This is a genomic window from Pseudactinotalea sp. Z1732, assembly GCF_049724975.1.
In the GTDB taxonomy this organism is placed as follows: Bacteria; Actinomycetota; Actinomycetes; order Actinomycetales; family Beutenbergiaceae; genus CALKWS01.
Genome location: NZ_JBMPQC010000002.1, coordinates 109123 through 135196, shown reverse-complemented (window position 1 = coordinate 135196; position 26074 = coordinate 109123). Strand labels below are relative to the sequence as shown.

The 26074-nt window shown below is 70.9% G+C and carries 22 protein-coding genes; 7 read left to right on the top strand and 15 right to left on the bottom strand.

Going from position 1 to position 26074, the window contains the following annotated elements; genetic code table 11:
- Nucleotides 1-28: 28 nt before the first annotated feature.
- Complete coding sequence (locus tag ACPL7H_RS04460) at nt 29-3433, bottom strand: Rne/Rng family ribonuclease (RefSeq protein ID WP_424795895.1); 3405 nt, start codon at nt 3431-3433, stop codon at nt 29-31.
- Nucleotides 3434-3881: 448 nt separating this feature from the next.
- Here ACPL7H_RS04460 and ACPL7H_RS04455 point away from each other — a divergent pair, with 448 nt between their 5' ends.
- A complete protein-coding gene (locus tag ACPL7H_RS04455; RefSeq protein WP_424788813.1) occupies nt 3882-5507 on the top strand; it encodes a GAF domain-containing protein in 1626 nt (541 codons plus the stop codon).
- A gap of 21 nt (nt 5508-5528) precedes the next feature.
- On the opposite strand, the gene ACPL7H_RS04450 is transcribed toward ACPL7H_RS04455, so the two are convergent.
- The 4 genes from ACPL7H_RS04450 to ACPL7H_RS04435 form a co-directional block, all read right to left on the bottom strand.
- Complete coding sequence (locus tag ACPL7H_RS04450; RefSeq protein WP_424788814.1) at nt 5529-6095, bottom strand: hypothetical protein; 567 nt, start codon at nt 6093-6095, stop codon at nt 5529-5531.
- 126 nt (nt 6096-6221) lie between these two features.
- Nucleotides 6222-7622 carry a M20/M25/M40 family metallo-hydrolase gene (locus ACPL7H_RS04445; protein ID WP_424788815.1) on the bottom strand — a complete coding sequence of 467 codons (1401 nt, stop codon included), beginning with the start codon at nt 7620-7622 and terminating at the stop codon, nt 6222-6224.
- Nucleotides 7623-7676: 54 nt separating this feature from the next.
- Entirely contained in the window at nt 7677-8327 is a 651-nt protein-coding gene (locus tag ACPL7H_RS04440; protein ID WP_424788914.1) for a response regulator, read from the bottom strand.
- 43 nt (nt 8328-8370) lie between these two features.
- A complete protein-coding gene (locus ACPL7H_RS04435) occupies nt 8371-9444 on the bottom strand; it encodes a LacI family DNA-binding transcriptional regulator (RefSeq protein WP_424788816.1) in 1074 nt (357 codons plus the stop codon).
- A 210-nt stretch (nt 9445-9654) separates the two neighbouring features.
- On the opposite strand from ACPL7H_RS04435, the gene eda reads away from it, so the two are divergent.
- The 3 genes from eda (at nt 9655) to ACPL7H_RS04420 (ending at nt 12633) form a co-directional block, all read left to right on the top strand.
- Entirely contained in the window at nt 9655-10284 is a 630-nt protein-coding gene (gene eda / locus ACPL7H_RS04430; protein ID WP_424788817.1) for a bifunctional 4-hydroxy-2-oxoglutarate aldolase/2-dehydro-3-deoxy-phosphogluconate aldolase, read from the top strand.
- 165 nt (nt 10285-10449) lie between these two features.
- Nucleotides 10450-11550: a sugar kinase gene (locus ACPL7H_RS04425; protein WP_424788818.1), complete on the top strand. Its 1101-nt coding sequence runs from the start codon at nt 10450-10452 to the stop codon at nt 11548-11550.
- A 153-nt stretch (nt 11551-11703) separates the two neighbouring features.
- Nucleotides 11704-12633 (top strand): DUF368 domain-containing protein, encoded by a 930-nt coding sequence (locus ACPL7H_RS04420; protein WP_424788819.1) that lies wholly within the window; start codon nt 11704-11706, stop codon nt 12631-12633.
- A gap of 75 nt (nt 12634-12708) precedes the next feature.
- Here the strand turns inward: ACPL7H_RS04420 and ACPL7H_RS04415 are convergent, their stop codons facing one another.
- From ACPL7H_RS04415 to coaD, 5 genes are read right to left on the bottom strand one after another with little or no spacing between them, the layout of a single operon-like run.
- Nucleotides 12709-13719: a DNA-formamidopyrimidine glycosylase family protein gene (locus ACPL7H_RS04415; RefSeq protein WP_424795894.1), complete on the bottom strand. Its 1011-nt coding sequence runs from the start codon at nt 13717-13719 to the stop codon at nt 12709-12711.
- Nucleotides 13712-14434 carry a ribonuclease III gene (rnc, locus tag ACPL7H_RS04410; RefSeq protein WP_424795893.1) on the bottom strand — a complete coding sequence of 241 codons (723 nt, stop codon included), beginning with the start codon at nt 14432-14434 and terminating at the stop codon, nt 13712-13714. The genes ACPL7H_RS04415 and rnc overlap by 8 nt, the downstream gene beginning before the upstream one ends.
- The gene (locus ACPL7H_RS04405; protein WP_424795892.1) at nt 14418-15074 is read right to left on the bottom strand and encodes a YceD family protein; all 657 of its coding nucleotides are present in this window, start codon (nt 15072-15074) and stop codon (nt 14418-14420) included. Before ACPL7H_RS04405 ends, rnc begins: the two co-directional genes overlap by 17 nt.
- The gene (locus ACPL7H_RS04400) at nt 15071-15613 is read right to left on the bottom strand and encodes a hypothetical protein (protein ID WP_424788823.1); all 543 of its coding nucleotides are present in this window, start codon (nt 15611-15613) and stop codon (nt 15071-15073) included. The genes ACPL7H_RS04405 and ACPL7H_RS04400 overlap by 4 nt, the downstream gene beginning before the upstream one ends.
- The gene (gene coaD / locus ACPL7H_RS04395; protein WP_424788824.1) at nt 15610-16131 is read right to left on the bottom strand and encodes a pantetheine-phosphate adenylyltransferase; all 522 of its coding nucleotides are present in this window, start codon (nt 16129-16131) and stop codon (nt 15610-15612) included. The genes ACPL7H_RS04400 and coaD overlap by 4 nt, the downstream gene beginning before the upstream one ends.
- A 131-nt stretch (nt 16132-16262) precedes the next feature.
- Between coaD and ACPL7H_RS04390 the strand changes: the two genes are divergently transcribed.
- Nucleotides 16263-17828, top strand: a complete 1566-nt coding sequence (locus ACPL7H_RS04390; RefSeq protein ID WP_424795891.1) for a UxaA family hydrolase — start codon at nt 16263-16265, stop codon at nt 17826-17828.
- Between the two features lie 19 nt (nt 17829-17847).
- Here ACPL7H_RS04390 and ACPL7H_RS04385 read toward each other — a convergent pair whose 3' ends face one another.
- Complete coding sequence (locus ACPL7H_RS04385; protein WP_424788826.1) at nt 17848-18525, bottom strand: ThuA domain-containing protein; 678 nt, start codon at nt 18523-18525, stop codon at nt 17848-17850.
- A gap of 240 nt (nt 18526-18765) precedes the next feature.
- Here ACPL7H_RS04385 and ACPL7H_RS04380 point away from each other — a divergent pair, with 240 nt between their 5' ends.
- Nucleotides 18766-19599 carry a PmoA family protein gene (locus ACPL7H_RS04380; RefSeq protein ID WP_424795890.1) on the top strand — a complete coding sequence of 278 codons (834 nt, stop codon included), beginning with the start codon at nt 18766-18768 and terminating at the stop codon, nt 19597-19599.
- Nucleotides 19596-20729, top strand: a complete 1134-nt coding sequence (locus ACPL7H_RS04375; RefSeq protein WP_424788828.1) for a Gfo/Idh/MocA family protein — start codon at nt 19596-19598, stop codon at nt 20727-20729. Before ACPL7H_RS04380 ends, ACPL7H_RS04375 begins: the two co-directional genes overlap by 4 nt.
- Before the next feature lie 12 nt (nt 20730-20741).
- On the opposite strand, the gene rsmD is transcribed toward ACPL7H_RS04375, so the two are convergent.
- Genes rsmD through ACPL7H_RS04355 form a run of 4 tightly spaced genes read right to left on the bottom strand, consistent with a single transcriptional unit; the run spans nt 20742 to nt 25924 of the window.
- A complete protein-coding gene (gene rsmD / locus ACPL7H_RS04370) occupies nt 20742-21299 on the bottom strand; it encodes a 16S rRNA (guanine(966)-N(2))-methyltransferase RsmD (protein ID WP_424788829.1) in 558 nt (185 codons plus the stop codon).
- A 2-nt stretch (nt 21300-21301) separates the two neighbouring features.
- Complete coding sequence (locus ACPL7H_RS04365; RefSeq protein ID WP_424788830.1) at nt 21302-22921, bottom strand: DUF6297 family protein; 1620 nt, start codon at nt 22919-22921, stop codon at nt 21302-21304.
- Nucleotides 22918-23616 carry an ABC transporter ATP-binding protein gene (locus tag ACPL7H_RS04360; protein ID WP_424788831.1) on the bottom strand — a complete coding sequence of 233 codons (699 nt, stop codon included), beginning with the start codon at nt 23614-23616 and terminating at the stop codon, nt 22918-22920. The genes ACPL7H_RS04365 and ACPL7H_RS04360 overlap by 4 nt, the downstream gene beginning before the upstream one ends.
- Nucleotides 23609-25924 carry an ATP-dependent DNA helicase RecG gene (locus ACPL7H_RS04355; RefSeq protein ID WP_424795889.1) on the bottom strand — a complete coding sequence of 772 codons (2316 nt, stop codon included), beginning with the start codon at nt 25922-25924 and terminating at the stop codon, nt 23609-23611. Before ACPL7H_RS04355 ends, ACPL7H_RS04360 begins: the two co-directional genes overlap by 8 nt.
- Nucleotides 25925-26074 lie beyond the last annotated feature (150 nt).

The following is a 26074-nucleotide window of genomic DNA, read 5'->3' as shown; positions in this document are numbered from 1 at the left end:
CTGCCCGGGTTCACACAGCCAGGCTGGTTCAGGTGCTCGGCGTCGGGTGAGCAGCCTCAGGCTCTGCGGCCGGTACCTCCGGTACCTGCGCTCCGTCCGACTCACTACCGCCGGCGGCCTGCTCACCCTTGTCCGCCTCGTCAGCGGAACCGCCGGGCTCGGCCGCGACGGACTCGGCGGTCGCTGCGGGCTGGCCAACCTCAGTGGGCTGGTCAGCCTCGTCGGGCTGGTCAACCTCAGTGGGCTGGTCAGCCTCGTCCGGTTGACCCGGTTCACCCGCGTGGCCCGCCTCGTCAGACCCACCCGACTCATCCGCTATGTCGGACGTCTCAGCCTTCTCGGACCCGTCATCGTCGGACTTCGCGGACTGGTCGGACTTGTGGTCATCGTCCTCAGCGGACTCGTCGGACTTGTCGTCGACGGACTCCGCGGACGCGCCGGCCTCATCGGTTCTCCCGGTCTCGGCCTCCTTGGCGTCCTGCTCGGCGTGAGCGGTCGCTGCTGCAGCGGCGATATTGGCCAGCGCAGCGCGCACCTGAGCCCGCTGCTGCTCGTCCGGAGCGGAATCCCCGCGGCCGCTCTTGCCCTTTCCGCCCCGCCGGGAACGCTCGTCGGGGTCCACGGGGTCAGCGTGTATCTGGTACCCGCGACCGTTGCAGTGCTCACAACTGTCGCTGAACGCCTCCAGCAGCCCCTGGCCGATCCGTTTGCGGGTCATCTGCACCAGGCCGAGCGAGGTCACCTCGGCCACCTGGTGTCGGGTGCGATCCCGACCCAGGCACTCCACCAGCCGGCGCAGCACCAGGTCCCGGTTGGCCTCGAGCACCATGTCGATGAAGTCGATCACGATGATCCCGCCGATATCGCGCAGCCGCAGTTGGCGCACGATCTCCTCGGCGGCCTCGAGGTTGTTGCGGGTGACCGTTTCCTCCAGGGTCCCGCCAGTACCGGTGAACTTGCCGGTGTTGACGTCCACCACGGTCATCGCCTCGGTGTCATCGATCACGAGGGAACCGCCCGAAGGCAACCAGACCTTGCGATCCAGGGCCTTGGCGATCTGCTCATCGATCCGTAACTCGGCGAACAAGTCCTTGTTGTCGGTCCAGTGGTAGACCCGCTTGCTCAGGTCCGGAGCCACCGCCTGGACATACTCCGAGATCGTCTTCCAGGCCTCATCACCAGAAATGGTCAGGGAGTTGAAGTCCTCGTTGAAGACATCGCGCACCACCCGCAGCGACAACTCGGGTTCACCCTTGAGCAAGGTCGGGGCGGTGAGCGACTTACGGGCGACCTTCTTCTCGATGTCGGCCCACTGCTTGCCCAGCCGTTCCACGTCCCGGCGCAACTCTTCCTCGCTGGCCCCCTCGGCCGCGGTGCGCACGATCACGCCCTGATCGTCCGGGACGATCTCCTTGAGCAGCTTCTTCAACCGGTTCCGCTCGGTGTCGGGAAGTTTCCGGGAGATCCCGGTCATCGCACCGGAGGGCACGAGCACCAGGTACCGGCCGGCCAGGGTGATCTGGGAGGTCAGCCGGGCGCCCTTGTGACCGACGGGGTCCTTAGTGACCTGCACCAGCACGCTGTCACCGGAGGAGAGCGCCTGTTCGATCCGGCGGGGCTGCCCTTCCAGACCTGCGGCGTCCCAGTTCACCTCACCGGCATAGAGCACGGCGTTACGGCCCTTGCCGATGTCGATGAAGGCGGCCTCCATCGAGGGCAGCACGTTCTGCACGCGGCCCAGATAGACGTTGCCGACCAGGGACACCTGCGTCTTGCGAGCGACGTAGTGCTCCACGAGCACCTCGTCCTCGAGCACCGCGACCTGAGTGCGCCCATCACGTTCGCGCACCACCATGTCCCGCTTGACCGACTCCCGGCGGGCCAGGAACTCGGCCTCGGTGATGATCGACCGGCGGCGCTGGGAATCCCTGCCGTCACGTCGACGCTGTCGCTTGGCCTCCAACCGGGTGGAGCCCTTCAGCGCGGTCACCTCATCGCGGCCGGAGTCATCCGAACCCGATCCGCGTGAGCCGCGGCTGCGCCGGCGACGCCGGCGCGAGGACGACGAACCGGACTGCTCGCCTCCACCTCCGCCGCCGTTGCCGCCGTTGCCATTCCCCTTATCGGCGTTCCCGTCGGTGTCGTCACCGGCCTGGTCGGACCCGCTGTCCGACTTCGCGGACGCGGCGTCCGACTTGCCCTGACCCTTCGATCGGCGGCCCGAATCCTTCGGGCCGCCGTCGGAAGCGGCGGAATCGGCCGTCTCATCGTCTTCGGAGTCACCGGACTGGCTGTCCGAACCACCGGACTGGCCCCGCCGGCGGCCACGGCCACCGCGACGCCGGCGCCGGCGCTTGGAGCCTCCACCCTGCTGGTCCGAGTCGTCCCCGGACCCGTCCTGGTCCTCATCCGAGCCGTCCTGGCTGCCGGAGTCCTCAGCGGTGCCAGCGGCCGGCCCGTCCTGCCCGGCCCCCTTGGTGCCACCACCGGACTCAGTGCTGCCGGTGTCGCTGCGGCCACCGCCACGACGGCCGCGTCCGCGTCCCCCACCCCGGGAGCCCCGCTGGGCATTCTCGCCATCCTGGTCGTCCTGGTCATCGCCCTCGCTGCCATCGGCCGGTGCCGAGTCCGACTCATCGCTGATCAGCGGCGGTCCGGCAGGTGCGGCGGCTCGACGGCTGCGGCGTGCACGGGAGGGATCAGGCGGCTGGAACAGCAAGGCGGTCGCCGGCAGACGGGGCGAGTTCTCGTCGTCACTCGACCCGGCGCCCTCCGCCTCCGAGCCGGTCTGGTCGGCACCATCCGGTTGCTCGGGTTGGTCCGATCGCTCGGGCTGGTCTGCCTGCTCCGGGCGGTTCGCCTGCTTGGCCTGGGCCGTTTGCTCCGGCCCCGGGTCGCTGGTCGGCCCGGCGCCGGACTTGCGGCGGCTCCTGCGCGAGCGGCTGGGCCGGTCATCCCGCTCAGGCAGGGTCACATCGACCGTGGCCGCGCTGGTCGTGGTCTCGGCCGGAGCCGCGTCCGGGTCCACACCCAGCGCAGCAAAGACATCGAACGCGCCGTCCCCGCGGTCGGTGTTCGCCTCGTTCTCCCCGTCGGTCGTCTCGGCCGCATTCTCGCCGTCGGTCGTCTCGGCCGCAGGGGCCTCCTCGCCGGCCTCCTCGCCGTCGGTATCCTCGGCGCTCTCGCCCCCGGGATCCCCGGCGTCGGCAGCGTCCGGCGCGGTCACCTCGACCGCGGCGGCCTTGTCGGCCTCGGGTGTTGCGCCGTCCTCCGCGGCGCCGGCAGCACCGGCTGCCTGCTCCCGCTCGGCCGCTTCGCGCTCCGCTGGTGTCATCACCGGCCTGGTTGCCCGCCGCGGCCTGCGCCGGCCCGATGCGGCGGGCGTGGATTCTTCTTCGTTGGTGGTCTCGTTACTGGTGGGCTGATCGCTCACGAGGTACGCTCCGGCCCGGCGCCGCCACCCATATCTGGCGTTCCGGGCTGCTCGGTGGTACCGGCCGGAGCCGGTACCGGGTAGGAAAAAGTCTGTCGGTTCGAGAAGTTTCGCGATCTCTCGCGGGGAACTCTCGCGGCGCCATCTTCCGTGCCATGTGGGCCGGTGCCGGGTGGTCGGTCCGGGTCCCTGCGCCTGGCCGGTCTGGCGGCGCATGAAGACTCGAACCCCAACTACCTATGCCGATGTCGTCGGGTCCTGCGGCTGGTATGGGTTCCACCCGCAGTACCACGGCGAGTATCGCACACAACCTCTCGATGGTGGGCCATACCGGGCGCTGCGTCCGAACCATCACACGTACGGCACCGGCTTCGCGCCGCGCCGGTCGCGGCCGGTAGCCGGCGTTTCCCGAGGACGCCACATGCCGGCGCCGCGTACGTTGTGAGCCATGGAACCGATCCTGCGGGCAGTCCTGTCGCTGACCTCCCACCTCGAACTCGATCAGGTGCTGCAGGAACTGGTCGACACCGCCGCACAGATCACCGGAGCCCGCTACGCCGCCATCGGTGTACTGGACTCGGCCGGCGTGAACGAGACGTTCATCTACACCGGCATGCCTCGGTCCTTCACCGACACCCACGACCCACCCCGGGGCCACGGCGTCCTCGGTGCCATCCCCGCCGAGGGTGCGCTGATCCTGGACGACCTCACCACCCATGAGGCATTCGGGGGGTTCCCGGCGGACCATCCGCCGATGCGCTCCTTTCTGGGCCTGCCCCTGCTGATCGGTGGCCAGGTGTACGGGCGCATCTACCTGTCGGAGAAGCCCGGCGGTTTCAGCCAGGGGGACGCCGATCAGGTCAAGGTGCTGGCCGCCGGCGCGGCGATCGCGGTGCAGAACGCCCGGCTCTACTCCGACATCCGGACCCGGGAGCGGTGGGTGGCGGCCGGGCAGGAGATCACCACCGCGATGCTGCAGGGCATCGATGTGGAGGAGGCCCTGGAGATGATCGCGCAGCGGGCCCGCACGATCGCCAGGGCTGATACCGCCGTGCTGGTGCTACCGGGTCTGTCCAAGGACTGGGTTATCGAGATCGTCGACGGCGACCTCCACGGTGACCTGCTCGGGGCGACCATGCCCGCGAACGGTCGCGCGGTCCAGGTGATCGAGAGCGGCAGCGGGATGATCGTGGACTCCTTCGCCCGGGCCGAGGTGGTGCGCCTGGCGCAGTTCAGCCGGTACGGGCCCTCGCTGTACGCCCCGCTGACCGGTGGCCAGGCGGTGATGGGCGTGATCGTGCTGCTGCGCCGCAAGAGCGCGCCGGAGTTCACCGACACCGATCTGGCCATCGCCGAGTCCTTCGCCCGGCAGGCTGCCCTGACGTTGGAACTGGCCGAGGCGCGCGACGCCCAGGACCGTGCCTCGGTGCTGGACGAGCGCGCCCGGATCTCCCGTGATCTGCACGATCTGGCCATCCAGCAGTTGTTCGCATCCGGGCTGCAGTTGACCCAGGCGCGGGAGCAGATCCCCGCGGATGAGCCGCGGCTGCTCGAAGTCCTCGATGAGGCGCTGACGGGGGTGGATGAATCGGTGCGCCAGATCCGCTCGATCGTGCACGCGTTGCGCTCACCGGACGAGCGGGCCGGGCTGGTGGACCGGTTGGAGCGGGAGGTCTCCCTGGCCCGTACCGGGCTGGGCTTCGCCCCCTCCCTGATCCTGGAGCGCGAGCCGAAGGATGCGCCGCTGGCCTCGGATGAGGTGGATGCGCGCATCGAGGACGATCTGGCCGATGATGTGGTCGCGGTGGTCCGGGAGGGGCTGGCCAATGCGGCCCGGCACGCGCGCGCGTCCTCGCTGCACGTGCGGCTGCGGTTGAGCACGGAGGAGCTGCAGGTGCAGATCCAGGATGACGGCGTGGGGCTGAGGGCCACCTCGGTGCGCTCCTCGGGCTTGGCGAACCTCGGGCAGCGCGCCCGCCAGCACGGTGGGACCTTCACCTGGGACAACAGCGGCGACGGCGGGCTGTGCCTGAGTTGGACGGTACCGCTGCGTCGAGCGCAGTCGGGTCCGTGAACTCCGTCCGGTCCGGGCGGTTCACCCGCTCTGGTTCGTGACGCGCTCGTCCGGGTAGGCGCTGACGCGGCCGTCGGAGATGGTGTCGATCACGACGTCCTGGGTCGGCAGCAGACCAGGCTCAGGCAGCCGGTCGGCGGCAACGGCGAGCACCATGCGGTACGGGTTGTAGTCATCGGTGCACGCGTCCTGCGGAACATACTCGCCCCGTTCGATCGCGACCGCCGCACCGTCACTTTCGATTCCGGCCAGCCAACTCGGACAACTGCCGGACTGGCCCGAGTGCCACACCACCAGCACCTGAGCAGAGAAGTCGACACCGTCCAATGAGCCGTAGCGCCCCGGCTCCCCCTCCGCGCTGTCGCCCTCCCCGAGATCCTCCGGCACGTTCTCCCGCCACGCCTGCTCGGCGGTGTCGCGGTCGTAGGCAACCTCCACGAGCCCGAAGGGCACGTCGGGGTGAAACGGCTCGACGCGCCATCCTTCGACCTTCGCCAACGGCTGCACGCCGGGTGCGTACCCGGGCACTGCACCGGAACAGCCGGCCAGCACCCCCATCGCCACCAGCAGGAACACTGCCCGAAGCATCGCCCGCACCATGACCGTTCCCTCCAGTTCGGCTCGTGCCGGCTCTATGTCGCACCGACCCGCGGTGTTGCGCAGCCGTGGATCGGCGTCGCACCGACCTCGGTCGCTCGGCCAGCAGCCCGTGGGTCAGCCACGCCCACCCAGCCGGCGCATGAACAGCGCCGTGCCCAGCGCGATGTGCTCGATCTCCCCGGGGTGCACGCTCTCGTCGGGGGCGTGCATCCGTGACTCCGGTTCGGACAGGCCGAGCATGACGATCGCGGCCTGCGGGTGCGCCTCGGCCAGCGCTGCGGTCAACGGGATGGCTCCGCCCTGACCGTTCGTCACCGTGGCCCGGCCGTAGGACTGGGCCAGCGCGTTGCTGAGTTCGGCGAAGGCAGGGGTGTCGGTGCGCGCGGCGAAGGGCCGGCCGCGTCCGGTCACCTCCACCGCCACCTCGACACCCCACGGGGCGTGCGACCGAAGGTGCTCCACCAGGGCGGTCTCGGCCTCGGCCAGATCGACCGAGGGCGGGATACGCAGGTTCACCCGGGCCGCGGCTCGGGGCTGGATCGCCGCCACCGCACCCTCCACCGCCGGAGCGTCGATACCCAGCACGGTCGCGGCCGGCCGCGCCCAGATCTGGTCCGCCACGGTGCCCGAACCGATCACCTGGGCCCCGTCCACCAATCCGGCGTCGCGGGCGAACTGCTCGGTGTCATACCCCATCCCGTCCCAGGTGCCGGTGGCCGGCAGCCCATCGATCACGGTGTCACCGTCGGCGTTGCGCAGGCTGGCCAGGATGGCGATCAGCGCCGCCAGGGCGTCGGGGGCCGCTCCACCGAAGGCACCCGAGTGCAGGGATGTGCTCAGGGACTGCACCCGCACCGTCGCATCGACCACACCACGCAGCGCGACGGTGAGGGTCGGCACCCCCACCGCGGCGTTCCCGGTGTCCTGGATCAGGATCACGTCGGCAGCGAAGCTGTCGGGATCGGCCAGGACGAGTTGTTCCAGCCCGCCGGTGCCCTGCTCCTCCGACCCCTCCACCACAACGGTCAGGGAGACCGGATAGTCGCCGTCGGCCCGCAACGCCCGCAGGGCGGTCAGGTGGGTGATCACCGATCCCTTGCAGTCCGCGGCCCCCCGACCGTAGTAGCGCCCCTCCCGCTCGGTCAGCGTCCAGGGATCGCCAGTCCACTGGGCAGGGGTGGCGGGCTGGACGTCGTAGTGGGCGTACAGCAGCACCCGGGGGGCTCCCGGTGGCCCCTGGTAGTGCCCGATCACCGCATCGCTGCCGTCAGGGGTGGGCACCAGGTCCGCGGTCAGACCCTCGTCGATGAGGGCTCGGCGCACCCAGTGCGCTGCTGCGATGCACTGAGCCGGGTCCTCCACCTCGGCGTCGGCGACGGAGCGGAAGGCGACCAGGTCACCCAGGTCCGCCAGCGCTCGGGGCATCAGGCCCGCAACGCGCTCGCGCAGCGCGGCGTCGGCCGGAGAGTCTGGTGGGATGGAACCTGGGGCGCCGGTGTGCTCGGAGGAGGTCATGGCTCCATCCTTGCAGCCCCGGGGCTGTGGTGGCCCGGGAGGGGCAGGGTCTCCTCAGGGGTGCCGGCCGGGCTGAGCCGCGCTCTCCTGGGCGCCCCGCCACCCGGATGAGCGTTGCCCGGCCACCCATGCGGCCACCTGCGTCCGGCGCTGCAGGCCCATCTTCGCCAGCACCGCGGTGACGTGGTTCTTCACGGTCTTCTCCGCCACCCCGAGGACCTCGGCGATCTGCCGGTTGGCCAGCCCCTCACCGATGAGTTCGACGATCCGCAGTTCGGAGGCGGTCAGATCCGCTGTCGGGTCCTCGACGTGGGCCTTGCGGCGCGTCACGGTGCGTTCATCGAGCAGGGTTCGACCGGCCGCGACCGAGCGGATCACGTCGGCGATCTCGGCCCCGCGGACGGTCTTGAGCACGAACGCCTTGGCGCCGGCCGCCAGGGAGGCGGCCACCGCGTCGTCGTCGTCGAACGAGGTCAGCACGATGCACCCGGCCTCGGGCACATGCCGGCCGGCGGCGTTGATGATCTCGATCCCGGTACCATCGGGCAGTTGCAGGTCCACCAGCAGCACATCCGGACGCACCAGCACGAGCCGGCGCGTCGCCTCGGCCACCGAACTGGCCTCGGCCACCACCTCCAGGCCCTCGGCTCGCTGGACCACCTCGAGCAGGCCACGACGGACCACCTCGTGATCGTCGATGATCATGACGCGGATGTCCTCGGTCATGCGGATGCCTTGCTCATGCCGGTCACTCTACTGGGGCGCTGCCGGCGCCCGCTGGCGGTTGGAACGGTTCCGCGGTGGAGGCCCGGACCTGAAGTTCCACCGCTTCCACCGACTGGACCGGACTGGGCCGGAACCGGCGGGCCGGGGCGTGCGTGGCCAGCAGGAGGTCCACGGCCCGGGCTCCCATCCGCTTCGCCGGCACCGCCACGGTGGTCAGCGCCGGAGCCAGCAGGGCGGCCACCTGCACGTCGTCGAACCCGACCACCGAGATCTGCTCCGGCACGGCCACGCGGCGAGCGGCGAAGCGGCCCAGCATGCCGATGGCGAGTTGGTCGTTGAAGGCCAGCACCGCGCTGACCCCCGTGGCGATCGCCTCATCCGCCGCGGTGACACCCCCGGCCTGCCCGGGCCGAAAGGCCCCCAGGTCCACGATCTGCACACCTTGGGAATCGGCTCGGTAGGCGGCGCGGCGCCGCGCATCCGACCAGGAGGTACCGGGCCCGCCGGCATAGCCGATCCGGCGGTGGCCGAGGTTGCGCAGGTGTCGGATCGATTGGGCGATCCCGCTGGCGTTGTCCGGCACCACACTGGCGATGCCGTCCCGGACCACGTGGCCGTCCCCGGCGCCCGCCGCCCCGGCGCCGGGCCGGGCCGGAACCTGCCGGTTGATCAGCACCAGGTCCGCCCGGGTGGACAACTCGAGCAGGTCCTCATCGGGCACCCGGGGGGAGGCGAGGATCAGCCGATCGATCCCGGCCGCCAACTGTTCCAGGACCGCTCGCTCGGTCTCGACGTCCTCATCGGTGTCGGCCACCACCGCGGTGAAGCCCGCGGCCCGCACCCGCTGCTGCACACCCTTGGTCACCGAGGAGTAGAAGGAGTTCTCCAGGTCCGGTAGCACCAGACCGACCGAGTAGCCCCGGCCGGTGACCAGCTGCCGGGCGGCACGGTTGGGCACGTAGCCGAGCTCCCGGGCGGCCCGGGCCACCCGGGCCCGGGTGGCGGCGGCCACGCCGGGTGATCCGGCCAGCGCCCGCGAGACGGTGGCGGTTGAGACCCCGCTGGTGCGGGCCACGTCATGAATGGTCGTGCTCATGCCCCACCTTCCCGCCGCGTGCGTGGCAGACTTACGCCCCGCTCACTTCGCTGCGGGCGACCACACCCCGAGAGGACGGGGCGGATCGACCACAACGCTGCGGACGGTCGAGGCTGCAAACGTTTCCGGTCACTCTTGTAGCCCTTATCCTGTCCGTGCTAGCGTTCCCCGTCAAGGCTTGCTGTAAACGTTTGCGATCAGGAGATGCCGATGTCCACTGAACTTCTCGAGCAACTGGGCGCCGCGCGGCTGGTGCCCGTGGTGGTGCTCGACGACGCCCGCTCCGCCGATCCCCTGGCCCAGGCCCTGGTCGCCGGTGGCCTCCCGGTGGCGGAGGTGACCTTCCGCACCAGCGCCGCGGCCGAGGCGATCAAGGCCTTCGCCGCCCGCGGTGACGTGCTGGTCGGGGCGGGCACCGTCCTCACCCCGGAACAGGTGGACGCCGCCGTGGACGCGGGGGCGCGGTACATCGTCTCCCCCGGCTTCCACGCTCCCGTGGTGGCCCGGGCCCAGGAGCGCGGCGTGCTGCCGCTACCCGGCGCCGTGACCGCCTCCGAGGTCCAGGCCGCGCTCGCGGCCGGCCTGGAGGTGGTGAAGTTCTTCCCCGCCGAGACCTCCGGGGGCGCCAAGGCGATCAAGGCCCTGTCCGCCCCGTTCGGCGGGCTGCGGTTCGTGCCCACCGGCGGGATAGGCCCGTCCAACCTCGCCGAGTACCTGGACCTGCCGAGCGTGCTGGCCGTGGGCGGATCCTGGATGGTGCCGCGGGACAAGGTCGCTGCAGGCGCGTTCGACGAGATCAGCGGCCTGACCGCCGAGGCCGTGCGCCTGGCCGCCCGCTGACCTGGCGCCGGCTGGCCTTGGGCCCGCCGGCGACGCGCCGGGCGGCGCCACAGCCCCCGGACGGTCCCCCACGGCCACCCCATGGTTGTGCCACCACCACCCAACCTTCCGGCCTGACCACCGGCCGATCCGAACCACATCCCCGATCTCGAAGGAGCAGCCACGATGGCTCTGAACATCCGCCCCGCTGAGGAAACCCGCTACGACGTGCTGTCCCTGGGCGAGGTGATGCTGCGGCTGGACCCCGGCGATGGACGCATCCGCACCACGCGGCAGTTCCGGGTCTGGGAAGGTGGTGGCGAGTACAACGTGGCCCGGGGCCTGCGCCGCGCCTTCGGCCTGCGTGCCGCCGTGGTGACGGCCTTGGTGGACAACGAGGTGGGCCGCCTGGTGGAGGACTTCATCCTCACCGGTGGGGTGGACCCCTCCTTCATCAAGTGGACCCCCTTCGACGGTCTGGGCCGCGAGGCCCGCAACGGGCTGAACTTCACCGAGCGCGGTTTCGGCGTGCGCGGGGCGGTCGGTGTCTCAGACCGCGGGCACACCGCCGCCAGCCGGCTCGCACCCGGCGATGTGGACTGGGACCACATCTTCGGCGACCTGGGCGTGCGCTGGTTGCACACCGGCGGGATCTTCGCCGCACTGAGCGAGACCACCGCCGAGGTCGTGGTCGAGGCCGTGACCGCGGCGAAGAAGCACGGCACGATCGTCTCCTACGACCTGAACTACCGCCCGAGCCTGTGGAAGTCGATCGGCGGGGTGGACAAGGCCCGGGAGGTCAACTCCCGGATCGCCCCGCACATCGACGTGATGATCGGTAACGAGGAGGACTTCACCGCCTCCCTCGGGTTCGAGGTGGAGGGCGTGGACGAGAATCTCGCCGACCTGGACATCTCCAGTTTCAAGTCCATGATCGCCACCGCCTCGAAGACGTTCCCGAACTTCCAGGTGATCGGCAACACGCTGCGCACCGTGCACACCGCCTCGGACAACGACTGGGGCGCGATCGCCTGGTCCGCCGACGAGGGCTTCGCCGAGGCGACCCACCGCAAGAACATGGAGATCATGGACCGTGTGGGCGGCGGCGACTCCTTCGCCTCCGGCCTCATCTACGGCCTGATCACAGGTGAGCCGCTGGCCACCGCGGTGGAGTACGGCGCCGCCCACGGCCTGCTGGCGATGACCACCCCGGGTGACACCTCCATGGTCACCAAGGACCAGGTGGTCAAACTCGCCGGTGGGGGCAGCGCCCGCGTGGACCGCTGATCACCGCCGTGCCGCACCGGGTCGCGCTGCGTCGTCGTCGGCCCTGACGAAGGGCCCGACGACGACGGTGCGCACCTGAGGCATCTGCGCCCACCGCGGCGCGGGCGCGGCGCCGCACCGACCCACGGCGCACGCAGCGGTTAAGGTTGCGCCGTGTCCCTCCTTCGTAGCGTCTACACCGTGATCCGCGGTGGTCTGATCGGCACCGCGGAAGTGATGCCCGGGGTCAGCGGCGGCACGATCGCCCTGGTCACCGGGGTGTACGAGACGATCATCACCTCCGCCGGCCACTTCCTCAGCGGCGTCAAGGCCCTGATCACCGACCGCGCCCGCGCCCGGATGGAGTTCGGACGGGTGAACTGGAAGGTGATCCTGGCGCTGCTGGCCGGGATGGTACCGGCGGTGCTGCTGGGCGCGCGGTTCCTGGCTCCACTGGTCGAGGACCACCCGATCCCGATGCTGGCGCTGTTCATGGGCATGACGGCCACCGCGATCATCGTGCCGATCACCATGAAGGGCACCCGCTGGTCCGCCGGCCAGGTGCTCCTGGGCGTCGCGGTGGCCGTCGGTGTGTTCTTCCTGGTGGGCCTGCCACCAGGGAACCTCGATCCGGTCGCGCCACTGATCTTCGCCGCCGCCGCGGTGGCGGTGTGCGCCCTGGTACTGCCCGGCACCTCCGGGGCATTCATCCTGCTCACCCTCGGCCTGTACGAGCCGACCCTGGAGGCGCTGAACTCCCGGGACCTGACCTACCTGGGCATCTTCGTGGCCGGCCTGATCACGGGTCTCGCACTGTTCGTCAAGGGCCTGCAATGGTTGCTGGCGCACCGGCGTGAGGTCACGCTCGTGGTACTCACCGGCGTGGTGGCCGGGGCGCTGCGGGCGCTGTGGCCCTGGCAGGGCGACGGGCGCGAGCTGCTCGCACCGGATGAGCAGGTGGGCCTGGCGGTGGCCGTCTTCCTGCTCGGTTCGGCCCTGGTGCTGGGCCTGTTCCTGCTCGGGCGCAAGGTGGACCGTGAGCACACGGCGCTGTCCCGGGTTCACCCGGACGAGGAGGACGTGCGCTCGGACCCGCATACCTGACACCGGCGCACGGTCAGGGGACTCGGTGCCGCCCGGGGGGCGTTAACAGCCGCGGCGAAAGCCTCCCAGCCCGGCTCAGAGCCGGCGCGGGCGGCGCTGACACCGGGGGCAGAAGTAGGACGACCGGTTCATGAACGACTCCCGCACGATGATGGCCCCGCATCGCGGGCACGGCTGCCCCGCCCTTCCGTACACCGCGAGGGCCCGGTCGAAGTAGCCGGCCGTCCCGTCGACGTTGACGTACAGCGCATCGAAACTCGTGCCGCCTGCCACCAGCGCCTCCTGCATCACCTCGGTGGCGGCGTCGAGCAGTTCATCGACGACGGCTGGGCGCAGCCGGTCGGTGCGGCGCTGATAGTGCAGCCGCGCCCGCCACAGTGCCTCGTCGGCGTAGATATTGCCGATACCGGAGGTCAGTTCCTGATCCAGCAGGGCCCGTTTGAGGTCCCGTCGGCCCAACCGCAGGCGACGGTTCAAGCCCGCTCGCCCGGGCATGCCCGGGGCCAGCAGCGGATCGAGCAGGTCCCGCCCGATGTGTTCCACCGACCGTGGCAGCATCGAACCGGCCCCGGCGGCCTGTCCGTCGCTGGGCACGCCCGGGTCCGGGGTGATCGGGTCGGCTGCGGACCGGACGGACTGCTCGGGGCCCGGAGCCGGACCGGCGAAACCTCCCGGGCCCCCGTCGCGGGTGGGGACCAGATCATCCACGGAGAGGTAGCCGAAGGTGCGCTGGTCCACGAACCAGACCTCGCCGTCGTCGTGCATCGATATCCGGATCCGCAGGTGCGGGTGCTCCCCGCCGGGCGCCGAGCGCACCAGCAGTTGCCCGCTCATACCCAGGTGGGCCAGCAGCGCGTAATCCTCCCCGGCCCCGTCCGGGCCGCTGAGCAACAACCAGCAGAACTTGCCGCGACGCACCACCGCGGTGATGGTCCGCCCGATCAGCATCGACTCGAACTGGGCCGCTCCCCCCGCCTGGCGGCGCACGGCACGGTCCCGGTAGACCGTCACCGCGGTGATGGTGCGGCCCGGCACGTGCGCCGCCAGTCCCGCCCGAACGGTTTCCACCTCGGGGAGTTCAGGCACCGCGTGGTACCTCCGGGTGGGCCTGGTGGAGCGCGGCGTGCGCCCTCTCGGCGGCGTCCTGTTCGGCGACCTTCTTGGACCGGCCGTGACCCCGGCCCCACTCGGTCCCGTCCAGTAGCAACATCGCGGTGAAACTGCGGGCGTGGTCCGGGCCGGTGCCCTCGACCTCGTACCGGGGCGTGCCCAGGCCCAACCGGGCCGAGAGCTCCTGCACGGAGGTCTTCCAGTCCAGGCCCGCGCCCAGACCGGCAGCCTGCTCCAGGGACTCGCCCACCACCCGGTGCACCACCTCCCGGGTGGTCTCCAAACCGTGGGTGAGGTAGACGGCGCCGAAAACCGCCTCGATGGTGTCGGCCAGGATGGAGTCCTTGTCCCGCCCACCGGTAGCCAGTTCGCCCTTGCCGAGCAGCAGGTACTCCCCCAGGTTCAACGCCCGTGCGCTGCGGGCCAGGGCCCGCTGGGACACGGTTGCCGCACGCATCTTCGCCAAGCCGCCCTCGGGGACGGTTTCGTGGCTGCGGTAGAGGTACTCGGTCACGATCACCCCGAGCACGGCGTCGCCGAGGAACTCCAGGCGCTCATTGGTGGGGATGCCGCCGGCCTCATGGGCGAAGGAGCGGTGCGTGAGCGACAGGACCAACAACTCCGGTGAGATCTGCACGCCGAGGGCGTCCAACAGCACCGCAGCATCGCCGGGATCAGACACGAGGGGCATCCCCGCCGTCGGGCTCGTGGGCATCCTCGGGAGTACCGCCACCGGGACTGCGGTCCGCGGCACCTTCGTCATCCGCATCACGGTCCGGCTCGCCCTCCTGCTGCGGACCGGCCAGGGCAGCCAGGGCCGCCCACCGCGGATCGATCTTCTCGTGGGCGTGGCCGGGCTCGGCGTCCTCCATCCGGATCCCGCACTCGGGACAAAGTCCCGGGCAACCGGGATCGCACAGCGGCCGCAGTGGCAAGGAGGTGACCAGGGCATCGATGACCGTGCCCTCCAGGTCCACCGTGTCGGCGTGCACCTGGGGCACCGGCTCCTCGTCCGCGTCGTCCTCGGTCTTGACGTGCCGGGCGCCCATGTAGGCGAACAACTCGGTGATGTCCACTGCCAGGTCCGCGGTCACCGGACGCAAGCAGCGCACGCACTCCCCGCGGGCCTCGGCCCGGGCGAATCCGGTCACCAGCACGCCGTCCATCACCGACTCCAACCGCAGATCGAGTGCGATCGGGCTTTGGGCCGGAACCGAGATCACCTGGTTTCCCAGGTCGGTCTCGCTGCTGGCGGTCGCCTCAACCTCGATCATCGCCCCGGGTGAGCGGCGCAGTTCGTAGGTACTGATCACGAATGGGGAATCGGTCACTCTCGTCCTTCCTTGCCACCTGGCCCGGCACGGTGGGTACCCGCGCCGCTGTCACCCGGTCCGCGGGTGCGGGCGCGCTCCTCCAGGCGCGCCCTTCCGGCGCTGACCTGGGCGGCTACGGCATTCAGATCGATCTCGAACTGGGCCAGTTGGCGGTCACAGTAGTCATCGGCGTCCCGGGCGAGTCTCTCCGCGGTCACCTCGGCCTCGGCCACGATCCGTGCTGCCTTCGCCTCGGCCTCGGCCACCACGTGTTGCTCGGAGATCAACTCCTCGGCCCGGGTATGGGCGCGTTCCAGGATGTCCTCGGCCTGGCTGCGTGCCTCGGCGAGCACGGCGTCGGCGTCGGCCACCACCCGGTCGGCACGGGAGATCTGGCCGGGCAGTACCTCCTTGGCGGCCTCGATCAGTTCGGTCACCTGGGCGCGGTTGATGATCGCCGAGGCGGACATCGGCATGGACCGGGCGCTGGTGACGAGTTCATCCAGTTCGTCCAGGATCGCCACGAGGGACGAACCTGCATCGGATTCGCGTGTCATCGCCTGCCTTCCTTCGGTGGGCGGGTGCCCAGGGCCTGATAGACCGCATCAGCGGCCGTGGCCGGAACCAGATCGGTGATGTCGCCCCCGTAGCGGGCCACATCCTTGACCAATGAGGAGGAGATGTGGCTCAGGGAGGCATCCGGGATGACGAACACCGTCTCCACCCCCGCCAGGTGCCGGTTCATCGCGGCCATCGGGTGCTCGTCGTCGAAGTCGGCCCCGCCCCGAAGGCCCTTGACGATCACGTCCGCACCGTGTTCGCGGCACAGGTCCACCAGCAACCCGTCCATCCGCTCCACCCGCACACCCGCCAGATCGGCGACCGCGCCGGCGAACAGGTCCACGCGCTGCTCGGGGTCCAGGAGGGCGGACTTACCAGCGTTGATGCCCACGGCCACGATCACCTCATCGAACAGGCTCCGGGCCCGGTGCACCACATCCAGGTGCCCGAAAGTCACCGGGTCGAACGAACCGGGGCAGACGGCGATACGAGAACTCACGTCAATAACGTACATTCGAAAGCACCTCCCCCGCCCGATCCGGTACCGGTGCGCCGATCGCGGAGCCCGAGGTGGGGCTGGCCGCGGAGCCGAGGTGCACCGACCGGGTATGATGAAAGCGTTTTCGCACCCGTCCGGAGGCAGCCGTGCCGCATTCCCCGCTCCCCTTCTCCCAGACCGCGCTGCTGTTGGCCGATCAGGACCACGTGGCCGTGGCCACCAGGGAACTCAGCCCGGGCGCAGTCCTGGACCTGGCCGGCACCCCCCTCGCCGAACGCGGAACCCTGGAGGTGACCCAGGCGGTGCCGATGGGACACAAGCTCGCGGTCCGCGACGCCGTCCAGGGCGAGCAGGTCCGCAAGTACGGGCAGTCGATCGGGTTGGCGCTGAGCCCGATCGCTGCCGGTCAGCACGTGCACTCCCACAACCTGGGCATGGACCCCGCCGAGCGCGAGCACGAGTTCGGCACCGACCGGATCCGTCCGGAGGCGCCAGCGGACCTGCCCCGCACGTTCCTGGGCTACCACCGGCCCGACGGGCGCGTCGCCACCCGCAATTTCATCGGCGTCATCACCTCGGTGAACTGCTCGGTCTCGACCGCCAAGATGATCGCCGACCAGTTCCGCGGCATCGGTGCGCTCGACGGGTACGAGAACATCGACGGCGTCATGGCGATCACCCACCAGAGCGGGTGCGGGCTGGTTCCGGACTCCGAGGGCGGGCAGATGCTGCTGCGCACCCTGCGCGGGTATGCCAACCATCCCAACTTCGGTGGCCTGCTGGTGCTCGGACTCGGCTGCGAGATGATCCCGGTGGAGTCCCTGGCCGGAAACCTGGGGCTACCCACCGGGACCTACGTGGAGACGATGACCATCCAGGACATGGGCGGGATCCGTGCCACCGTGCGTGCCGGGGTGGAACGGATCCGGCAGATGCTGCCCGAGGTGAACAAGGTGCAGCGCGAACCCGCGGACGTGTCCCGCCTGACCCTGGGTCTGAACTGTGGCGGCTCGGACGGCTACTCCGGCATCACCGCGAACCCCGCGCTGGGGCTGGCCTCGGACATGCTGGTGGCCGCCGGCGGCACCTCGGTGCTGGCCGAGACCCCGGAGGTCTACGGGGCCGAGCACCTGCTCACCCGACGGGCGGTCTCCCCGGAGGTGGGCACCAAACTCCTGGACCGGATCGAGTGGTGGAAGAACTACACCGCTGCCGGTGCGGGCACCCTGGACAACAACCCCTCGCCGGGCAACAAGGCCGGGGGGCTGACCACCATCCTGGAGAAGTCCCTCGGTGCGGTGGCCAAGGGGGGCTCAGCGGAGATGACGGCGGTCTACGAGTACGCCGAACCGATCACCGACACCGGATTCACGTTCATGGACACCCCCGGCTACGACCCGGTCTCGGTGACCGGGTTGGTGGCCGGCGGCGCCACCGTGGTGTGTTTCACCACCGGACGCGGCTCGGTGCTGGGCTGCAAACCCACGCCGTCGATCAAACTGGCCACGAACACCGCCATGTACGAGCGCATGCACGAGGACATGGACATCAACTGCGGCGGGATCGTCGACGGCACCACCACCCTGGAGCAGAAGGGCCGGGAGATCTACGAGCAGATCATCGCGGTGGCCTCCGGGCAGCGGACCGTCAGCGAGGAACTGGACCTGGGTCAGGACGAGTTCATCCCGTGGCACGTCGGCGCGGTCACCTGAGGCCGACGGCGCCCCGGGGCTACCCGGTCGTCCGGTCCAGCAGCCACGCCACCTCCCGGCGCAGCAGTTCGCGCCGGTCCGCTCCGGCGTAGGCCGCCTCGTCATGGCCGAGGGCGTCGTAGACCACCCGCACGCCCTCGTGGGTGTGCACCCACACCAGTGCGTGTTCGGCGTCGTCGTGCCGGTGGGTGATGAGCACCCGGGCGGTGGGGGCCACCCGCAGGAAGCTGTACCGCTCGTCGCGGATGCGCAGTTCGCTCAAGCCGGTGCTGATCGGATGATCGGCATCGACCACCTGCACCACGTCCTCGCCCAACGGCGGATGCATCGAGACGCCCGTCACCCAGGCCCCGCCGAGCAACTCCGACCAGCGAGCGGACTCATAGAAGGTGTTGGATCCGGTGTGCACCACCAGGGTGGGCCCGCCGGCTGCGGTGAAGTCGAGCACCGACCGGCGCAACGCGACCGGATCGGAGGCGGCGGCGTCGTCATCCGTGGTGGACCCGCCCCCCGCGTTCACCACCAGCAGGTCGACCCCGGCCAGGTCCACGTCCCCGGCGTCGCTGGGATGAATGTGCGCGGTGACGCCGTTCTCGGCCAGCAGCCGGGCCAGCGCGGCGGACGTCTGCTCGAACGGGTGCCACGGGTCGGCGTAGCGCCCGGCTCCGGAGATGATGACGGCGCGAGGAGAAGTCATGCCACGATCCTGCCAGATACGCCACGGCCCAGCGCGACCCGGGTCGGTCGGCACGAGTCCGGGGGCGCCGTGGGTCGGCGCGCCCCTGTTCGGGGAGCCCGGGTTCGGCGCTACCCTGGGTGGCGGTTCTTTGCCAGCGACGCCCTCGGCCCGTGCCCGGGCATCGTTCCCATCCAGTAAGGAAGAGATGCATCCCGCGTGACTGCTCACGCCACCGCAATCCGAGCCCAGACTCTGATCGTGGCCGGGAGACCCGTAGCCGACTACTGCGACGGCACCTCGATGGATCCCGACCACTCCCCCCGGCCTTACCTGCACCCGGTGCGCACTCTGGACGGGGTGGAGATGACCGAGGCCGAACCGGCCGATCACCCGCACCATTACGGGATGTCCAACGCGATCGCGGACGTGGACTCCAGCAACTACTGGGGCGGGCCCAGTTACGTGGAATCCCGCGGGTACCAGATGCTGCCCGACCAGGGTCGGCAGCAGGTCCTGCACACCCACGCCAGCACCACCACGATCGAGCAGCAGGTGCAGTGGCTGGATGCCGCGGGGACCCATCACCTCAGTGAGCAGCGGCATCTGCGCGCAGTGCATCTTCCCCAGGCCCAGGGTTGGGCGCTGCACTGGCATTCGGTGCTGCACGCCGACGCCACCGCGCTCGCACTGGGGTCGCCGGCCACCCGCGGGCGCATCGGAGCCGGGTACGGCGGGCTGTTCTGGCGGCTGTCGGACACCTCCTGGCCGACCACCGTCACCGTCGTCGACGGCGGTGGCACGAAGCGGGCGCTCGGCTCGCGCAGTCCGTGGCTACTGGTGCAGCAGGAGCGCGAACGAGGCACCGTGAGCCTGCTGCTGGTCCAACCGGCGCCGACGCTGCGGTGGTTCGTGCGCACGCAGGGGTACGTGGGCGCCGGGCCTGCCGTGACCTGGCGCGACCAGCGGCACCTCGGACTCGGGCAGCACTACCGGATGAGCCTGGCCGCGGTCCTCACGGACCGGGCCATCACCCCAGATGAGGCGGCCGTGCTGGCCGCCGACCAGACCAGCATCCTGCAGGAGGACATGTGACCAGATCCGTCGCCGTCGTCGGTGCCCGGGGGTACGGACGTCAGCACCTTCGAGCGCTCAGCGCCCTGAGCGCCCAGGGCCTCACCGAGGTCGTGGCCGTGGTGGACACCCACGGGACCGAGGGGCTGCCGGACATCCCGGACTCGGCGGTCTCCCTCACCTCCCTCGATGACCTGTTCGACCGGACCGTGCCGGACATCGTGGTGCTGGCCACCCCGATCCATACCCACGGTGCGCTGGCCGAGCAGGCGCTCCGCGCCGGATCGAACGTGCTGGTGGAGAAGCCCACCACCGCCACGTTGGCGGAGTTCCACGGTCTGGTCCAGGTCGCAGATGAGACCGGCCTGGCCTGCCAGGTGGGATTCCAGTCCTTCGGGTCGCACGCGCTGCCCGAGATCGCCCGGCGCATCACCTCCGGCGAGATCGGCGAACTGCGCGGCATCGGCGGGGTGGGGACCTGGCTGCGCAGCACCGACTACTACGCTCGCGCACCGTGGGCCGGCCGGCGCCGGATGGATGGCCGCGAGGTGGTCGACGGTGTGGTGACCAACCCGTTGGCGCACGCGGTGGCCACCGGGCTGCGGATCGCCGGGGCACTGCGCGCCGACCACGTCGACGAGGTGGTGACCGACCTGTTCCGCGCGCACCACATCGAGGCCGATGACACCTCCGCTGTGCGTGTGCGCACCGTCAACGGACTCAGCCTCAGTTTCGGGCTGGCCCTGACCGCACCCGGGCACTCCTCCCCGCGGGTGACCGTGTTCGGCAGCGAGGGGGAGCTCGACTTCTCCTACACCGACGACACGCTGACCGTGCGCAACGGTTTCGACCCGGTGGACCTGACCTTCGGACGCACCGGTTTGCTGCACAACCTCTGTGATCACCTCAACTCCGGGGTCCCGTTGCTCTCCGACGTGCGTGAGACCGGGGCCTTCATGCGAGTGCTCGAGGCCGTCCGCACCGCGCCGGACCCGACCCCGATCGCCCCGGAGCACGTGACCTGGTTGGACGACGAGCACGGGTACCACCCGGTGGTCACCGACATCGAGGACTGGTGCGAGCGCGTGGCGGTCCAGGGCCGCACGTTCACCGAGCTGGGCGCACCCTTCACCCAGCCGGCCACCACGTAGGCAGGGTCTGTCTCAGTCCGACCCGGTGTCGGCGAACCAGAGGACCGAGTCACCGTACCGGCGCACGTCCATAGGCGTCAGCGGCGGCGGCCAGTCCACGTCTGCCGCACGGGCCCCCCGCTCCAGCACCACCACCGCCCGGGCCGCCAACCAGTCCCGGGCGAGGGCCTCGAGCACGCCGTCCAGGTCCACCACGTCATAGGGCGGGTCGGCCAGCACCAGGTCGAATCCGGCCGCCGGTGCCGACCGGCCCAGGTACCGCTCGACCGGGACGGTGATCACCTGCACCCGATCGGCCACGCCCAGGGTTCGAGCATTGGCGTGGCAGACGGCCGCTGCCGGGCGTGCGGACTCCACCATCACCACCTCGCGTGCGCCACGGCTGAGCGCCTCCAGGCCCAGCGCACCGGAGCCGGCGTACAGGTCCAGGACCCGCGCGCCGTCCAGGGCGCCCAGATGCTCCAACCGGGAGAAGAGGGCTTCCCGGGCCCGGTCACTGGTGGGGCGGGTGCCCTGGGCGGGGACCCGTAACCGCCGCCCGCCGAACTCCCCTGCGATGATGCGCGACATCCTCAACCTCTCCGTTGCGCAGCCACGCCACCCTCGCCGCCGGGGCTCCGGTCCGGTGCGGGCAGGTAGCACGCGATCGACAGCGCCACCGCGGAGGTGGCCATCTGGATGAACAGCACCGTGGTGCCCGGACCGGTGGCCAGGGCCGCCACCAGCAGCGGGATCAGGCACAGCACCACCACATCGGGCCCCCGGGAGAACGCCGTGACCACGCCCGGGGCCATCGGGCCGGCCGGCCCGGGCACCAACGGCATCCCCCAGTCCGGAGGTTTGCGGTAGGCGGCCCGCAACACCCCTGCGGCCAGCGTGGGTGCGGCGACCAGGCCGAGCGGCACCCATTGCCAGTCCTCGTAGGCCAGCGCCCACCCGGTGGTCACCACCAGGCACCACAGCCCCAGGACCAGCACCGGCCAGACCACCCGGACCCGGCGCACCATCGCCGCACCGAGCGGATAGGTGCGGTCCAGCACCGGCGCCACCTCCGCCAGCCTGGCGCCCTCCCCGGTGGCGAGCGCGGCCAGGTACCCGGCGATCACGAAGGCCACCACCGCCAGCGCCAGCGGGGCTCCGGCCACCAGCGGTACCAAGGCGATCGCCACCGCCATGCCCGCCTGGATCAGATGCCGGGGGTTGCGCAGCATCGTGATCGCATCACCGGTGATGAGGGCCAGGACGGGCCCGCGCACCCAACCGAAGGAGGCCGACCTGCGCCGGGTCCGGGGCAGACCCGGCACCGACAGCGCCCGCCCCAGTTCCCTGGTGTCCAGGGAGAGCACCGACCCGGCGGCGGCCCCGGTCACGGCCCCGCGCTGGCGCAACTCACTGCCACCCACCTGGGACAACCGGCGCCAACACCACCACAGCAGCAGCACCGCGGCCACGCCGAGGATCGCGGTGGCCGGCGGCAGGGCCCCGACGAGGTTCAACGGTGGTGGCCGCAGCAGCGCCGCGACCAGCGCGAGCATCGGTCCGGCGGCCACCAGGGCATCACCGGTCACCACCAACGGGCGGACCCGCCGTGGGCGCTCGACACCCAGCCGGATCTGCCCGGCGACGCAGACCAGCACCGCCACGATGCCCGCGACCCCACCGGAGACCATGGACCAGACCACCGACCGGAACAGGTCCCCGGGGTCCGCGAGCACCCCGACGACGGCCCCCAGAGCCACTCCGAGGACCATGCCCGCCGCGGGCATGGCCAACAGCCGGGGGTGCAGCATCCCGGATCGGTCGGCGGGCATCGGCAGCCACCAGGTGGCGTGACCGGCCCCCATCGCCATCGGGCCCAACCGGGCGAACAGGCTGACCACGACGCCGGCGGCCAGCGTCGCCGCGGCCAGAGCCAACCAGCCCGGTTCGATCAGGGCTGGTGCCTGGCCGGTATCGGCCTCCATTCCGAGCGCCTGCACGGCACCGATCACCACCAGCCAGGCGATCGCCCCGGCTACCAGGACGGAGTAGACCTCTCCGACCAGTTCACTGATCCGGCCACCGCCGTGCGCCTCGGTGGCCTGACGGGTCAGCCGCCGAAGGTCGACGCCGGACAGCGCCTCCTGGGGCGGCGGTGGCCACTGCCCACCCTCGGGAGCCTCGGTCCCGTTACTCGCGGCGCCTCGGCTCACAGCGCCTCGATCGCCCGGGCACCGTCCTCCGGTGAGAGCCGGGTGACCCCGTCCTCGGTGAGCAGCACCGCCGCAGTAGCGGACCGGCGCACCAGGACCGGGTCATGGGTGGCCATCACCACGCCACCGCCGGCAGCCCGTTCGGCAACCAGGCGCTGCGCGAGGCGGTCCCGCATGCCCGAGTCCAGGCGCTGCTCCGGCTCGTCCAACAGGAGCAGTTTGCGCGGCCGCACGAACACCGCCGAGAGCAGCAGCCGGCGCCGCTGTCCCGAGGACAGCGCGGTGGGGATGGCGTGCTGACGGTCGGTGAGTCCGAACTCCTCGACCAGGTCGGTGACCAGGTCCGACACCCCTTTCACGCCGTGACCACGGGCGGTCAGCAGCAGGTGCTCGCGCACGGTCAGGGCTGGCAGGTAGGAGTCCTCATCGAGCAGCATCGCGGTGTAGGCCCGGAACCACGCGGCGCGTTCGTCCACCGGGCGCCCGAAGGTCTGCACCGACCCGGCCAGCGGGGGCAGCAGCCCGGCCACCGCCCGCAGGAAGGTGGACTTGCCGGTGCCGTTCGCGCCGATCACCGCCAGCACCTGGCCGGGGGCGACCGAGACCGAGACCGGTGGGCAGACCCGGCTGGCCAGGTCCGCTCCGTACCCCAGGGTGAGGCCCTTGGTCCGTACCAGGGGGGTGGGCTCAGGCACGGTCCAGGTACTCCTCGTGTTCGGGGTCGACCATCGTGGTGATCGCGGTCAGCAGTTCGGGATGATGCACCAGGTTAGGGTCTTGCTCGATCAGGGCCCGCGCGTCCTCGCGGGCCCGGGCGATGATGTCGCGGTCGGTGACCACCCGCAGCAGGCGCAGCGAGCGGGACCGGCCGGACTGGGCCGAGCCGAGCACATCACCCTCCTTGCGGGTCTTCAGGTCTTCCTCGGCCAGCACGAAACCGTCGTTGGTGCGTTCCAGGATCGCCAGGCGCTCGTGCGCCGGGCTGCCCGGTTCGGCCGCCGTGACCAGCAGGCACAACCCCGGCTCGCTGCCGCGTCCGACCCGGCCCCGCAACTGGTGCAACTGGGACAGCCCGAACCGCTCGGCGTCCAGGATCACCATCACGGTGGCCTCGGGCACGTCCACCCCGACCTCCACCACCGTGGTGGTGACCAACAAAGGGGCGCGCCCGTCGGCGAAGGAGGCCATCACGACATCCTTCTCCTCCGCCGGCAACCGGCCGTGCAGCATGCCCTGGGGGATATGGGCCAACAACTCGTGCCGGGCGAGCATCTGCGCCACGTCGGTGACGTTGCTCATCGGCGCCGGAGCACCTGAGGGCCCGCCGCCCGGGCCGGCTGCCCTCCCGGCCCGGGCGGAACGGGACGCGGCCGCGGCCGGGCCTGCGTCGTCGTCATCGACCAGGTCGGCGCTCTCCTCGGCGGTGCCCGAGGAGATCCTCGGAGCGACGACGTAGGCACGGTTGCCGCGGTCGATCTCCTCGGCGATCTTGGTCCAGGCCCGGGCGAGCCATCGCTCGTTGGCTGCCGGAACGATGTGGGTGGTGACCGGCGCCCGACCGGCGGGGATCTCGCGGAGTGTGGAGACCTCCACGTCGCCGAAGAACGTCATCGCGACCGACCGCGGGATAGGGGTGGCGGTCATGTACAGCTGGTGTGGCATCACGTTGCTCTTGGCCCGCAGGGCCTCGCGCTGCTGCACCCCGAAGCGGTGCTGCTCATCGATCACCGTCAAGCCCAGGTCGGCGAACTGGACCTGCTCCTGCAGGAGGGCGTGCGTGCCGATGACGATGCCGGCTGCCCCGGAGGCGATCTCGGCCAGGACCTGCCGGCGCCGAGCACCGGTGATCGACCCGGTCAACAGCACGATGCGGGTTCCGGCGTCGTCGCCGTCGAGCATCCCGGCGCGCCCCAGCGGGCCGAGCAGGTCGGCGATCGAGCGGGCGTGCTGCTGGGCGAGCACCTCGGTGGGTGCCAGCAGCGCGGCCTGCCCGCCGGACTCGACCACCTGCAGCATCGCCCGCACGGCCACGACCGTCTTGCCCGAGCCGACCTCGCCCTGCAGCAGCCGTTGCATGGGGTGAGGGTCGGCCAGGTCGGCGGCGATCTCGGCCGCGACCTCGCGCTGGCCCTGGGTCAGCTCGAACGGCAACGCCGCGTCGAGGGCCTCGACCAGGCCGCCGGAGCGGCCCGGGCGCGCCCGGGCATCGTAGGCGGCGATATCGGCGCGCCGGCGGGCCAGCGCCGTCTGCAGCAGGAATGCTTCCTCGAACCGGAAGCGGTGCTGGGCAGCCTCGTACTCCGTCATCGTGGGCGGGTTGTGGATGGTCTCCAGGGCGCTGGCCAGCGGCATCAGGTCGCGGGCACGCAGCACCTCGGCCGGGATCGGGTCGTGCAAGCCGGCGCTGTCCAGGTGGGCCATGGCCACCTCGATCGACGCGCGCACCAGGTCCAAGGGCACCTCGGCGGTGGCGGGATAGACCGGGCGGAGCTCCCGCCGCTTCGGCTGGCGCTGCCCGGTCTCCAGCTCGGCGAGGTCGGCATGCAGGTTCCGCACGTCCTCGGTCAGTGCCTCATCCGGATCGATCGGGGCGTAGGTGACGTTCTTGAACTGGATCCGCCCGCCACGCCAGTCCACATCACCGGACAGTTCCACCCGGCTACCCGGCGGGACCGCCTTGCGGAGGGCGAACTCCATTCCCTTGCCGCGTCCGAAGAAGACCGCATCGGCGGTCTCGACCCCATCGGTGACCACCAGCGTGGTCAGGTGCAGGCCGTGCCGACGGGTGGGCCTGCCGTGGATCTGCTGCACCTCGACGATCACGGTGCCGTACTCCCCCGGCGTCACCTCGGCCAGGGAGGAGTAGTGGGAGACCGGGATGATCTTGCGCGGGAAGTGATAGAGCAGGTCCGGCAGGGAGTGGATGCCCAACGAGGCGAGACGCTCCGCGGCGCGTCCGACCACGCGTTCGAGGGCCCTGCCCGGGCTGACCTGTCCCGGCATACCTGAGCCTCCTCGTGGATGTGCTGGGCTGGCGCCATGCTATCGGCGCCCACCGACCGATCGGTGCCCACCGACGTCGCAGGCATCCACCCGCCCTGCGCCGTGGGTAGCGGGTGACGGCGGTAGTGCGGCCGGGCGGGTTGATTACGG

Excerpts from the sequence above, each read along its gene's own strand:
- ACPL7H_RS04355 (WP_424795889.1), bottom strand. The coding sequence starts at position 25,924 with ATGCCGGGACAGGTCAGCCCGGGCAGGGCCCTCGAACGCGTGGTCGGA.
- ACPL7H_RS04400 (WP_424788823.1), bottom strand. The coding sequence starts at position 15,613 with ATGACACGCGAATCCGATGCAGGTTCGTCCCTCGTGGCGATCCTGGAC.
- ACPL7H_RS04425 (WP_424788818.1), top strand. The coding sequence starts at position 10,450 with ATGGCTCTGAACATCCGCCCCGCTGAGGAAACCCGCTACGACGTGCTG.
- ACPL7H_RS04450 (WP_424788814.1), bottom strand. The coding sequence starts at position 6,095 with ATGCTTCGGGCAGTGTTCCTGCTGGTGGCGATGGGGGTGCTGGCCGGC.
- ACPL7H_RS04455 (WP_424788813.1), top strand. The coding sequence starts at position 3,882 with ATGGAACCGATCCTGCGGGCAGTCCTGTCGCTGACCTCCCACCTCGAA.
- eda (WP_424788817.1), top strand. The coding sequence starts at position 9,655 with ATGTCCACTGAACTTCTCGAGCAACTGGGCGCCGCGCGGCTGGTGCCC.
- ACPL7H_RS04440 (WP_424788914.1), bottom strand. The coding sequence starts at position 8,327 with ATGATCATCGACGATCACGAGGTGGTCCGTCGTGGCCTGCTCGAGGTG.
- ACPL7H_RS04435 (WP_424788816.1), bottom strand. The coding sequence starts at position 9,444 with ATGAGCACGACCATTCATGACGTGGCCCGCACCAGCGGGGTCTCAACC.
- ACPL7H_RS04445 (WP_424788815.1), bottom strand. The coding sequence starts at position 7,622 with ATGACCTCCTCCGAGCACACCGGCGCCCCAGGTTCCATCCCACCAGAC.
- coaD (WP_424788824.1), bottom strand. The coding sequence starts at position 16,131 with ATGTACGTTATTGACGTGAGTTCTCGTATCGCCGTCTGCCCCGGTTCG.
- rnc (WP_424795893.1), bottom strand. The coding sequence starts at position 14,434 with ATGCCCCTCGTGTCTGATCCCGGCGATGCTGCGGTGCTGTTGGACGCC.
- ACPL7H_RS04385 (WP_424788826.1), bottom strand. The coding sequence starts at position 18,525 with ATGACTTCTCCTCGCGCCGTCATCATCTCCGGAGCCGGGCGCTACGCC.
- rsmD (WP_424788829.1), bottom strand. The coding sequence starts at position 21,299 with ATGTCGCGCATCATCGCAGGGGAGTTCGGCGGGCGGCGGTTACGGGTC.